Origin of the sequence: Yinghuangia sp. ASG 101 (genome assembly GCF_021165735.1) — a bacterium.
Taxonomy (GTDB): Bacteria; Actinomycetota; Actinomycetes; order Streptomycetales; family Streptomycetaceae; genus Yinghuangia.
The window spans coordinates 3,125,646-3,137,258 of sequence record NZ_CP088911.1 but is presented as its reverse complement, the minus strand read 5'-3'; the positions used below and the strand labels follow the sequence as shown (position 1 = coordinate 3,137,258).

Annotated in this window: 9 protein-coding genes; 7 read left to right on the top strand and 2 right to left on the bottom strand. The window is 74.3% G+C overall.

Annotated features, from left to right (window positions below; all coding sequences use genetic code 11):
• The first annotated feature begins 183 nt into the window (after window positions 1–183).
• The 4 genes from LO772_RS13090 (at window position 184) to LO772_RS13070 (ending at window position 5,585) form a co-directional block, all read left to right on the top strand.
• The gene (locus tag LO772_RS13090) at window positions 184–1,038 is read left to right on the top strand and encodes a biotin--[acetyl-CoA-carboxylase] ligase (protein WP_231778581.1); all 855 of its coding nucleotides are present in this window, start codon (window positions 184–186) and stop codon (window positions 1,036–1,038) included.
• A gap of 354 nt (window positions 1,039–1,392) precedes the next feature.
• Window positions 1,393–2,049, top strand: a complete 657-nt coding sequence (locus LO772_RS13085; protein ID WP_231778580.1) for a PH domain-containing protein — start codon at window positions 1,393–1,395, stop codon at window positions 2,047–2,049.
• A gap of 63 nt (window positions 2,050–2,112) precedes the next feature.
• Entirely contained in the window at window positions 2,113–3,363 is a 1,251-nt protein-coding gene (locus LO772_RS13080; RefSeq protein WP_231778579.1) for an adenylate/guanylate cyclase domain-containing protein, read from the top strand.
• 362 nt (window positions 3,364–3,725) lie between these two features.
• On the top strand, window positions 3,726–5,585 hold the full coding sequence (locus tag LO772_RS13070) for a sensor domain-containing diguanylate cyclase (RefSeq protein ID WP_269453199.1): 1,860 nt from the start codon (window positions 3,726–3,728) through the stop codon (window positions 5,583–5,585).
• 7 nt (window positions 5,586–5,592) lie between these two features.
• Here LO772_RS13070 and fdhD read toward each other — a convergent pair whose 3' ends face one another.
• Complete coding sequence (gene fdhD, locus LO772_RS13065; protein ID WP_231778578.1) at window positions 5,593–6,417, bottom strand: formate dehydrogenase accessory sulfurtransferase FdhD; 825 nt, start codon at window positions 6,415–6,417, stop codon at window positions 5,593–5,595.
• A gap of 212 nt (window positions 6,418–6,629) precedes the next feature.
• Here fdhD and hutH point away from each other — a divergent pair, with 212 nt between their 5' ends.
• A complete protein-coding gene (hutH, locus tag LO772_RS13060) occupies window positions 6,630–8,189 on the top strand; it encodes a histidine ammonia-lyase (RefSeq protein ID WP_231779526.1) in 1,560 nt (519 codons plus the stop codon).
• A 394-nt stretch (window positions 8,190–8,583) separates the two neighbouring features.
• Window positions 8,584–9,438 carry a MurR/RpiR family transcriptional regulator gene (locus LO772_RS13055; protein ID WP_231778577.1) on the top strand — a complete coding sequence of 285 codons (855 nt, stop codon included), beginning with the start codon at window positions 8,584–8,586 and terminating at the stop codon, window positions 9,436–9,438.
• Between the two features lie 2 nt (window positions 9,439–9,440).
• Here LO772_RS13055 and LO772_RS13050 read toward each other — a convergent pair whose 3' ends face one another.
• Window positions 9,441–9,716 (bottom strand): hypothetical protein, encoded by a 276-nt coding sequence (locus LO772_RS13050; RefSeq protein ID WP_231778576.1) that lies wholly within the window; start codon window positions 9,714–9,716, stop codon window positions 9,441–9,443.
• A gap of 208 nt (window positions 9,717–9,924) precedes the next feature.
• On the opposite strand from LO772_RS13050, the gene hutU reads away from it, so the two are divergent.
• Window positions 9,925–11,604: a urocanate hydratase gene (gene hutU, locus LO772_RS13045; RefSeq protein WP_231778575.1), complete on the top strand. Its 1,680-nt coding sequence runs from the start codon at window positions 9,925–9,927 to the stop codon at window positions 11,602–11,604.
• Window positions 11,605–11,613 lie beyond the last annotated feature (9 nt).

Below are 11,613 nucleotides of genomic sequence, written 5' to 3'. Positions count from 1 at the left end.
AAACGTAGCGTAGCCGCGCCCCGAAACCCGCCCTCACCGCCCCGGCACAAGCGGGCTTTATGCGACGCTTCGGCCACCGGGCGCGCACACTCCCGACGCGGGCGACCGGGCCGCCCCGCCCGCGACTCGCGGTCCGCGGCCCTCGGATCGCACACCCCGTGCCACGCGGCCTAACCTGCCGCTATGACTGGTTCCTCGGACTCCGCCGCCTCCCCCTGGACCGACCTCGACCGCCCCCCGCTGCGGGAGGGCGATCTCCGGCACGCGCTGGAAGGCGCGGGCGGGCTGTGGCGCGAGGTCCGGGTCGTCGCCGAGACGGGTTCATCGAACGCCGACCTCGCGGCGCGGGCGGCCGAGGACGAAGGCGTCGTGCTCGTCGCCGAATACCAGAACGCCGGACGCGGGCGCCTCGACCGCACGTGGACGGCACCGCCCCGCTCGGGTCTGTTCTTCTCGGTGTTGCTGCACCCCGGCGATGTGCCGGTCGCCCGCTGGGGCTGGCTGCCGCTCCTCGCGGGGGTCGCGGCGGCCGAGGCGGTGACCCGGGTCTCGGGCGTCGACGTGCGCCTGAAGTGGCCCAACGACCTGATGGTCGGCGAGCGCAAGCTGGCCGGGGTCCTCGCCGAGCGGGCCGGGGACGGCGTGGTGCTCGGCATCGGCCTCAACGTGTCCCTCCGTGAGGACGAACTGCCCGTGCCGGGCGCGATCTCCCTGGCGCTCGCGGGGGCGGCCACCACCGACCGCGGCCCGCTGCTGCGCGCGGTGCTGCGCGAGTTGGAGACGCTGTACCGCCGCTGGTCCGCGGCGGACGGCGACGCGCGGACGAGCGGCCTGCACACGGCGTACACCGCGGCGTGCGGAACGATCGGCCGCCGCGTCCGCGTCCAGCTGCCGGCGGGCCGCGTCCTGGTGGGCACCGCGACCGGCATCGACGACGACGGCCGCCTGCTGGTCGACGGCCCGGACGGGCCGGAGGCCGTGGGCGCGGGGGACGTGGTCCACGTACGACCGACCGACGAGGCACCGCACGCCTACTGACCTTGGGGAATGAGGGGGCCGCCGACGACGCGGCGGTCGGCTGACCGACGCGCGGGTGGGCTACGTGCGTGGCACGGCGCTGCCCGCGGAGGCGTGCCGTGGCCGGTCGGGCGAACCACGCGTGCGGACGACGGGGCGGTCGGCTGATCGGCGTGTGCGTGGGCCGCGCGTGCGTGCGCGGCACGGCGGTGCCCCCGGCGACGCGCCCGGGAAAACCACCCGCCTGCGGGGTTTGAAGGACTCCGTCCGCTTCCCGTACCGCGTGTCCCTGCGGGTTGCCTGCTCCGTCCGGCGCACAATTCGCCGGAAAAGCCCGCGAGGGCGACGTATGCGACGGAGCTGGGTGGTGGCACGATGCGCGGACCGGCGGCTCGGCCGGACATGGTGCTGCGGGAGCGCTGGGGGGTGCTGGCCGCTCCCGTGGCGGTCCTGTTCGTCGTCGTGGGCGCCGCCTCGTATCTCGCGGCGCTGGCGCCCGACCGCGACGGGCGCAACTGGCCGCGGATCGCGGTGTTCGTCCTCGCGGTCGGGCTGATCGGGCGCTGGTCGGCCGTGCCGTGGCTGCGGTGGCTCAGCAACCGGTACACCGTGGCCGGCGGCCGGATCGTCGAGCAGCACGGCGTATGGACGCAGGAAGGCCGGGCGATCGCGCTCGCCCGGGTCGCGGACGTGCGCGTTCTGCAGCCCTCGTTCGCCGAGCGCGTGTTCGGCACGGGAAGCCTGGCCGTGGTCCCCGACGACGGCCGGGAACCGCTCGTCCTGGTCGGTCTGCCGCAGGTCAAGCGGGTGCGGACGCGGCTCCTCCGGCTGGTCGACCTGGCCCGGGACGCGGCCTACCACGCCGCCCGGCAGTCCGCCCCGCCCCCCGTCCGCCGACCGCCGGGACGGCCCGCTCCGGGGACCGCGGAGACGGCCGACGAGGCATTCGTCCGGAAGACCCTCCGTATCGACCGTCCCCCCGGCACCGTCGCGACGGAACCGCACGGGGACGCGGAGGGGCCGGTGGGCTGAACAAGTGTGACGCCGGACACGTAAGGTGGGCCTGACGAGACACCCTTACCCCTGGTGGAGCGCATGCCCGAGGAGAGTGCCCGAGACGGGCACCCGATCGACGGCCGGACGACCCCGGCCCCGGATCGCCGCAAGAACGGCCGCAAGAGCAGCCGCAAAACAGGCCGTGACGCCGACCGCAAGAGCGCCAAGGAGCGGCACATACGGGTGCCGGATCCGGTCCCCGAAGGCGCGCCCGAGCCGCGGCCCGGGGCCCCGGCCGAGTCACCGCCGGAGCCTGACGACGCCGAGTTCGTGCTGCCGTCGATCATCGACGTCGAGGAGCTGGTCCTCGGCGCCCCCCGCCGTTACACCTCCGGCCAGGTCGCGCAACTGGTCGGTGTGTCGGTCGAGGAGGCCCGGCGCATGTGGCGCGCGCTCGGCTTCGCCGACTTCGGTCCGGCCCGCGCGTTCACCGATGCCGACGTCGAGGCGCTGCGGCACCTGCGCAGACTGATCCAGTCGGGCCTGCTGCCGGAACCGGTCGCCGCGCAGTTCGTCCGGTCCGTCGGCCAGACCATGGCGCGCTTCGCGGAGTGGCAGACCGAGGCGTGGATGGAATACCTCGGCGGCCAGCGGAACGGCCAGCGCTCCGAGCGGGTCATGGGGGCCGCCGAGGAGGTCATGCCCTCCCTGGAACCGCTCGTGTTGTACGCGTGGCGCCGCCACCTCGCCGCCGCCGGGACGCGCGCGATGGAGTCCGCGACCGACCACAACACCGTCGGGCAGCGCCTCGCGGTGGGATTCGCCGACCTGGTCGGCTTCACGCGCCTGTCGCGCAGTCTGTCGGAGGCCGAACTCGGCCATGTCGTCGAGACGTTCGAGGACGCGGCGGCCGACGTGATCACCTCGCTCGGCGGACGCCTGGTCAAGACGCTCGGTGACGAGGTGCTGTACGTCGCCTTCAACCCGAAGGCCGCCGCGGAACTGGGGCTGCGGCTCGTCGAGGCGATCGCCGCGGAGCCCGCGTTGCCCGAGTTGCGCGTGGGGATCGCGTACGGCCAGGTGCTATCGCGCATGGGCGACGTCTTCGGGACCACCGTGAACCTCGCGAGCCGGCTGACCGCGCTCGCCCCGAAGAACACCGTGGTCATCGACCGCGAACTGGCCGCCGCGCTGGGCGAGGTGCCGGACTTCGACGTCCAGCCGATGTGGCGCCGGCCGGTGCGCGGCCTCGGGCTGGTGGAGCCGTTCATGGTCCGGCGGCCGGGGGCGGGGGCGCCGGAGGAGGACACCTCGGCCGTACCCGGCGGGGCGGGGCCGGCGGCGCCGTAGCGCGGTGCGGCCCGCGGTCCGCCGCGCCAGGTTCCCGCGGCAACCTGATCGGAATCGGTCGGGTTCGTTGCGAATGGTTCCCCCGGGCCGGGTGTCGGTATGGACACGGGGCGTCGCCGTGTCGGTACGGAGGAGTAAGGTTTGCAGGCGTGGGTGGAGGTTTCGTGGGGGTCCGGGGGCTCGGACGACCGCCACGGAAATCTCCCGGGGGGATCACCGACGGCAGATCACACACTGTGACATCTTGTCTACAGATGTGACCTCATTCTGCGCAAATTCGGCAAATAGCGACATACTCTTCTGTGGTGTCGAGCGGGGCCGGCGAGAAACGGTCCGCGCGTCGGCGAGCCCGTACGGAGGCGGTGAGGAAAGTCGTAGCGCGCGCTGATCCGCACGGGCACGAGTGTCCCGACCCGGGGGGCCGACCGTCCGGAGGACCCGAGGGCGGCCGGACGAGCGGGGGCCGGCCGGACGACGGCGGTGGCGGCACCAAGGGCGGCGGCCACAACGGCGGCGGCAACGGCGCCGCGACTCCGCCCCCGGGAGGACGGGACGCGGCCCGCCGCCTGCACGCGGTCATGGAACTCGCCAAGGCCCTGGCCACCGCACACACACTGATGGACGTCGTGCGCATCTCCGCCCGGCAGGCCCGGGCCGCGATGGACGCCGCGCTCGCGTCCGTCTCCATCTGGGAGCGCGACTCCGGGCACCTGCGCGTCCTGGTCAACGACGGCGACCTCGCCGACGGGGAGGAAGCCCTGCCGCACGCAGAAACGTACGCCGTGACCGACTTTCCCGAGATCATCGCCCCCGCGACGTGGCCCACCGCCTGGTCCAACACCGTCGACGAGCGGGACTCCGCACACGAGCGCGTCGTGGCGCTGCGCCGCCGGGGGCGGCACGGCTGCATGGTCGCGCCGATCATGGTCGAAGGCCGCGTGTGGGGTGAGCTGTACCTCGCCCGGCACGCCGAACAGCCGAGGTTCGACGCCGTCGACGCGGAGTTCGCCGCGGTCCTCGCGGCCCAGATCTCCGCGGGCCTCGCGCAGGCGGAGCACTACCAGCGCATCGAGAAGCTGGCGTTCACCGACCCCCTCACCGGCCTCGCCAACCGCCGCGCGATCGACGCGCGCCTCGACGCCGCCATCACCCGGCACTACCGCGAGGGCGTCGTCGTCAGCCTCATCGTGTGCGACGTCAACGGCCTCAAACGCCTCAACGACGAGCGCGGCCACGACGTCGGCGACCGGCTCCTGGAACGCTTCGCCGACCAACTCTCCGCGTGCAGCGCGATGCTCCCCGGCTCCATGGCCGCGCGCCTCGGCGGCGACGAATTCTGCGTGCTGATCGAGGGGTTCACCCCCGACGAGGTCGTGGCGGTGGCCGAGGAGCTGTGCCGCCGCGCGCTGCGCATGCACGACGGCGAGGGCGTCGCGTGCGGCGTCGCGTCCACTGGCGACCCGGTCGGCCCGGTGACCAGCGCCGACCGGCTGTTCCGGCTCGCCGACGCGGCGCAGTACCGGGCGAAGGGCAGCCGGGCCATCCACCCGGTCGTGGCCGGGCGCGGGCAGCCGCCCGACCCCACGGTCTCGCTCGCGGTCGACGACGACGCGGTCCTGCCCGCCGACTCCGCGCCCGCCGGCCCGCCGCACCGCGACCGCCGCCGGTTCCGCGGCGCGCTGCACAACGCCGAGCCCGGGCGGCTGCTCGCCGCGGTGCTGGGCGCCCTCGACGAGCGCGTGCCCGGGCGGGTGCACCGCGCGGACACCCTCGGCCGCCTGGAGATCGTCGCCGACACGTTCGCCCGCATGCTCGACGGCGTCTCGTGGTGGATCTCGTACGTGCCGCCGCAGGGGCATTCGCTGCGGACGGTGCGCTACTCCATCCACCGCATGACCGGCTCCCCCGGCGCGGCCCGGGCCCGGTACGAGGCGGGCACCGCCGAGTACGACCTGAGCGCGTACCCGGCCGCGGCCGAGGCGGTGCAGGGCGGCGGCTTCGTCCAGGAGGTGGGGGACGCCGGCAACGACCCCGCGGAGGAGGACCTGCTGCTGGTCGGCGGCTACAAGGCGATGGTCGTCGCGGGTGGCACCAACGCGGCCGGGGGCTGGCTGGTGGAGGTGTTCACCGACGAGTTGAGCCTGTCGGCCCAGGGCCTCGCCCCGGTGCTGCGCGCGCTGGTCGCGGTCGCGCTCACGGGCGGCGCGTCGCTGCCGGAATGACGGGGCGTCAGCCCGTGACGCGGTCCGCGTGCGTGTAGACGTTCGCGGACGCGCCGCGCAGGAAGCCGACCAGCGTGACGCCCGCGTCCTCGGCGAGTTCGACCGCGAGCGACGACGGTGCGGAGACCGCCGCCAGCACCGGGATCCCGGCCATGATCGCCTTCTGCGTCAGCTCGAACGACGCCCGCCCGCTGACCGCCAGTACGTGGCCCGCGAGCGGGAGGCGGCCCTCGCGCAGCGCCCAGCCGACCACCTTGTCGACGGCGTTGTGCCGGCCCACGTCCTCGCGCACGCAGACCGCTTCGCCGCCGGGGGTGAACAGGCCCGCGGCGTGCAGGCCGCCCGTGGAGTCGAACACCTTTTGTGCGCGCCGCAGTTCGCCGGGCAGGGCGAACAACGCCTCCGGCGGGAGCCGTACTTCGTCCGAGGCGACGTCGAAGCGCGAGATCTTGCGCAGGCCGTCGATGCCCGTGGTGCCGCAGATGCCGCACGAACTGGACGTCCACACCCCGCGCTGGAGACCCGGCGCGAGCGGCGGCACGTGGGCGGCGAGCGCCGCGTCGACGACGTTGTACGTGTTGCGGCCCTCGTCGTCCGTCCCGGCGCAGTAGCGCAGCGCCGCCAGATCGCGCGTCTCGTGCACGACGCCCTCGGCGACGAGGAAGCCCGCGACGAGGTCGAAATCGTCGCCCGGCGTGCGCATCGTGACCGTCAGCGTCCGGCCGCCGACGCGGATGTCGAGCGGTTCCTCGGCGGCGAGGGTGTCCGTCCGACGCGTCGCGGCACCGCCGTCCAGACGCAGGATCTTGCGGCGGCTGGTCACACGGCCCACGGGGCGGCTCCTCGGCGGGGTCGGTGTCGGATACGGGCTGGACGGCGCTCGGACGCGGTCGGGGGAGCCCGGCAGGGGCCGGTCACCCGAACGAGCGTCCGCCCCCCAAGAGTGCCGTATGCCGCCGACCGGGGAATCCCGGCGGGCGCCGCCTCGTGCGCACGGCGGCCCTGCACACGATCCATGCACATAATGGTCGGGTGAATAAGGATCTGCACAGCGCGCCCGGCGCCGTCACCGTCGCCGAGACCGGGCTCACCCCCGGCGCCGTCGTCGCCGTCGCGCGGCACGGCGCCCGCGTCGACCTGTCCGACGGCGCGCTGAGCGCGATGGCCGCCACGCGCTCGGTCGTCGACGCCCTCGCCGCGTCGCCTCGCCCGGTCTACGGCGTCTCGACCGGCTTCGGCGCCCTCGCCACCCGGCACATCAGCGCCGAGCTGCGCACCCGCCTCCAGCACTCCCTGATCCGCTCGCACGCCGCCGGGATGGGTCCGCGCGTCGAGACCGAGGTCGTCCGCGCGCTCATGCTGCTGCGCCTGAAGACCCTGGCCTCCGGCCGCACGGGTGTGCGCCCCCTCGTCGCCGAGGGCATCGCGGCGCTGCTCAACGCCCGCGTCACCCCCGTCGTCCACGAGTACGGCTCGCTCGGCTGCTCCGGCGACCTCGCGCCGCTGTCGCACTGCGCGCTCGTGCTCACCGGCGAGGGGGAAGCGGAAGGCCCCGACGGCGTCGTCCGTCCGGCCGCCGAACTGCTCGCCGCCCACGGCCTCACCCCGGTCGAGCTGCGCGAGAAGGAAGGCCTCGCCCTCGTCAACGGCACCGACGGCATGCTCGGCATGCTGCTCCTCGCGGTCGCCGACCTCGCCGAGCTGTTCACCGCCGCCGACATCACCGCCGCGATGACCCTCGAAGCGCTGCTGGGCACCGACAAGGTGCTCGACCCCGCCCTGCACGCCATCCGCCCGCACCCCGGCCAGGCCGCCAGCGCCGACAACATGCGGCGCCTCCTCGCCGGATCGCGCATGACCGGCCACCACCAGGACCGGCAGCCGCGCGTGCAGGACGCCTACTCGGTGCGGTGCGCGCCGCAGGTCGCGGGAGCGGGCCGCGACACGCTCGCGCATGCCGCCCTCGTCGCCGAACGCGAGCTGGCCGCCGCGATCGACAACCCGGTCGTGCTCGACGACGGCCGCATCGAGTCGAACGGCAACTTCCACGGCGCGCCCGTCGGGTATGTGCTCGACTTCCTCGCGATCGCCGTCGCCGACCTGGCGTCCATCGCCGAACGCCGTACCGACCGGCTGCTCGACCCGTCCCGCTCGCACGGGCTGCCCGCGTTCCTGGCCGACGACCCCGGCGTCGACTCCGGCCTGATGATCGCCCAGTACACGCAGGCGGCGCTGGTCTCCGAGTGCAAGCGGCTCGCGGCCCCCGCGTCGGTCGACTCGATCCCGTCCTCGGCGATGCAGGAGGACCACGTGTCGATGGGCTGGAGCGCGGCCCGCAAACTGCGCACGGCGATCCGCAACCTCACCCGCGTTCTCGCCGTCGAACTGGTCACCGCCGCCCGCGCCACCGAAATGCGCACGCAAGCCGGCAGCCTCACGCCGGCACCCGCGACCGCCGTGGTCGTCGCGGCGCTGCGCGGCGCGGGAGTGGCCGGGCCGGACGCCGACCGGTTCCTCTCCCCGGAACTCGCGGCGGCCGAGGAGTTTGTACGCTCGGGCGCGCTCACCCGCGCGGCGGCGGCCGTGACAGGGCCGCTCGCCTGAGGCGTCGCCCGCCGGTCGACCCGCCGGACCCGACGACGCCCGGCGCACCCCACCCACTCTGAGGAAACGGACACCACGGGCTGTGGACGAGAACCCGACCGACACCGCCGGCCCCGAGCGGCCCGCAGAGCCCGGCCCGGACCCGGCGTCCGCGGAGCGCCCCGGCCGGGGTTCGGCTTCCCGGAGGACGGGAGCGGCGGCGCCCGGCCGGAGGGCGGCTTCGGCCGACCGACGGGGCGGGGCCGATTCCGGCTCCGCGGCCGGACGGCCCGCCGCCGAGACGGCGGGTTCGCACCCGGCTCCCGGCGCGGGGCCGGGCACCGAATCCGCACCCGCCGGCGACCGCGCCCCCGGACCCGCACGGGTCGCCGCCGACGCTCGCGACCCCCGCGCGGTGCCCGACGCCCCCGACAGCCCCTCGTCGCGCCTTCTCGCCCTCTTCGACCAACACCGCCTCACCCCGACGCAGCGCCGCATCGCGCACAGCCTCGTCCGCCACGCCGCGGAGGCGCCGTACCTGTCCAGTGTCGAGGTCGCGCAACTCGCCGACGTCAGCCAGCCGTCGGTCACCCGCTTCGCGGTCGCCCTCGGCTTCGACGGCTATCCGGCGCTGCGGGCGCGCCTGCGCACCCTCGGCCTGCCGACACGGGCCGAGACCGATGCCGAGGTGCACCGCAACGAGTACGTCGGCGCCGTCCACGCCGAGATCGGCAACCTGGCCCGGCTCGCGGAACAACTCGCCGACCCGGGGCCCGTGACCCGGGCCGCCGCGCTGCTGGCCGACTCGCGCCCGCTCGTCGTCCTCGGCCTGCGGACCGGCATGGCCCCGGCGCGCGGCTTCGGCTACTTCGCGGCCAAGGTGCTGCCCGACGTCCGCGTCATCGACGAAGGCGGCTCGCTCCTCGGCGACCGGCTCGACCAGGCCCGCGCCGCGGGAGCCACCGCCCTGCTCTGCTTCGCGCTGCCGCGCCACCCCCGCGAACTGACCGACGCGCTGCGCACCGCCAAGGAGCTGGGCCTGCGCGTCGTCACCATCGCCGACGGCCCGTTCGTCCCCGCCGCCGCCTTCTCCGACGCCGTCCTGGTCGCCGGCGTCGGCAGCCAACTCGTCTTCGACTCCTGCGGGGCGCCCCTGCTTCTCGGCCAGGTCCTCCTGCAGGCCATCTGCGACATCACCCCGGCCGACACGCAGACGCGGCTGGAGGACTTCGACCACCAGGCCGCCACCCGGGGCCTGTTCGAAGACTGACTTCAGGCGCGGCTGCTCCTTTGGGGTCGGCCCGCGAAGGACCACACCAGGCCGATCACCAGGCCCACGAGCGCGCCGCCGCCCGCGATGAATCCGGTGTCGCTGTAGCGGGGGGTGCTCAGCAGGAATCCGCCGGCGACGAACAGGAGGCCCGTGAGGGCCAGGACGGCCGCGACGCCGCGTTCGCGCGAGCGGCCGGAGGCCAGGAGGGTGAGCGACACGCCGGCTCCGAAGGCGCCGAGGGCCGTGACCATCCAGATGAGCTGCTCAAGTTGCATGTTCTGCCGGTCTGTGTCAGTCGCATAGCGGACAAAAATCTCTATAAAGCGTAACCGTCCGGATGGAGCGTCCGAGGTTCGGGGCGGATCCGCGCCCGGGCGCGCCCGGCCCGCCGGGGCCGCCTCGTGTCGAGGGGGTCCCGGGCGGATGGTGATGGGCTATATTCATGGCGTCATGAGATGAAGAAGTCCATTCAGGAGGTGCGTCGTGACCGCTCCGACCGCAGGCGCCCGACCGGTGCGCGCGCCGCGCGGCAGCGCGCTGAACACCCTCGGGTGGGCGCAGGAAGGCGCCCTGCGGATGCTCATGAACAACCTCGATCCGGAGGTCGCCGAGCATCCCGACCGGCTGGTGGTCTACGGCGGCACCGGCAAGGCCGCCCGCGACTGGCGGTCGTACGACGCGATCGTGCGCACCCTGCGCACCCTGCGCGGTGACGAGACGCTGCTCGTGCAGTCCGGCCGGCCCGTCGGGGTCATGACGACCCACGAATGGGCCCCGCGCGTCCTGCTCGCCAACTCCAACCTCGTGGGCGACTGGGCCAATTGGGAGGAGTTCCGGCGTCTGGAGGCCCTGGGGCTGACGATGTACGGCCAGATGACCGCCGGGTCGTGGATCTACATCGGGACACAGGGGATCCTGCAGGGCACCTACGAGACCTTCGCCGCGGTCGCGGCCAAGCGGTTCGGCGGCTCGCTCGCCGGGACGGTCACGCTCACGGCCGGCCTCGGGGGCATGGGCGGCGCACAGCCGCTCGCCGTCACGATGAACGGCGGCGTCGCGATCTGTGTGGAGTGCGACCCGAGCCGGATCGCGCGGCGTATCGAACACGGCTACTGCGACGTGCGCACCGAGACCGTCGACGAGGCCTTGCGCCTGGCCGTCGAGGCGCGTGACGCGCGTCGGCCGCTGTCGATCGCGCTGCTCGGCAACGCCGCCGAGGTCGTGCCCCGGCTCCTCGCGATGGGCGCGCCGATCGACATCGTGACGGACCAGACCAGCGCACACGATCCGCTCGCCTATCTCCCGGCGGGGGTGGCGTTCGACGACATGGCGGAGTACGCGCGGTCGCGGCCCGCCGAGTTCGCCGCCGCCGCGCGGGAGTCGATGGCCCGGCATGTCGAGGCGATGGTCGGCTTCCGGGACCACGGCGCGGAGGTCTTCGACTACGGCAACTCGATCCGGGGGGAGGCGCAACGCGCGGGATACGAGCGGGCGTTCGATTTCCCCGGCTTCGTTCCGGCGTACATCCGGCCGCTGTTCTGCGAGGGCAAGGGGCCGTTCCGCTGGGCGGCGCTCTCCGGTGATCCGCGCGACATCGCCGCGACGGACCGCGCGGTGCTGGAGCTGTTCCCGGAGAACGAGGCGCTCGCCCGCTGGATCACACTGGCCCGGGAGAAAGTCCGCTTCCAAGGGCTGCCCGCGCGCATCTGCTGGCTCGGGTACGGCGAACGCGCCGCGGCCGGCGAGCGCTTCAACGCGATGGTCGCGAGCGAAGAGCTGTCCGCGCCCGTGGTGATCGGGCGCGATCATCTCGACTGCGGCTCGGTGGCATCGCCGTACCGCGAGACGGAGGCCATGCGCGACGGCTCGGACGCGATCGCCGACTGGCCGCTGCTCAACGCGATGGTCAATGTCGCGTCGGGCGCGTCGTGGGTGTCGATCCACCACGGCGGCGGTGTCGGGATCGGGCGGTCGATCCACGCGGGGCAGGTGACCGTCGCCGACGGCACGGCACTCGCCGGGGAGAAGATCCGGCGCGTGCTCACCAACGACCCGGGCACGGGCGTCATCCGGCACGTCGACGCCGGTTACGACGAGGCGCGGCGGGTCGCGGACGAGGCCGGAGTCCGCGTACCGATGCGGGAAGGCGACGGCACCCTGTGACCACCTTCG

Coding starts and splice junctions, on each gene's coding strand:
- LO772_RS13080 (WP_231778579.1), top strand. CDS start 2,113: ATGCCCGAGGAGAGTGCCCGAGACGGGCACCCGATCGACGGCCGGACG.
- LO772_RS13085 (WP_231778580.1), top strand. CDS start 1,393: ATGCGCGGACCGGCGGCTCGGCCGGACATGGTGCTGCGGGAGCGCTGG.
- LO772_RS13090 (WP_231778581.1), top strand. CDS start 184: ATGACTGGTTCCTCGGACTCCGCCGCCTCCCCCTGGACCGACCTCGAC.
- LO772_RS13050 (WP_231778576.1), bottom strand. CDS start 9,716: ATGCAACTTGAGCAGCTCATCTGGATGGTCACGGCCCTCGGCGCCTTC.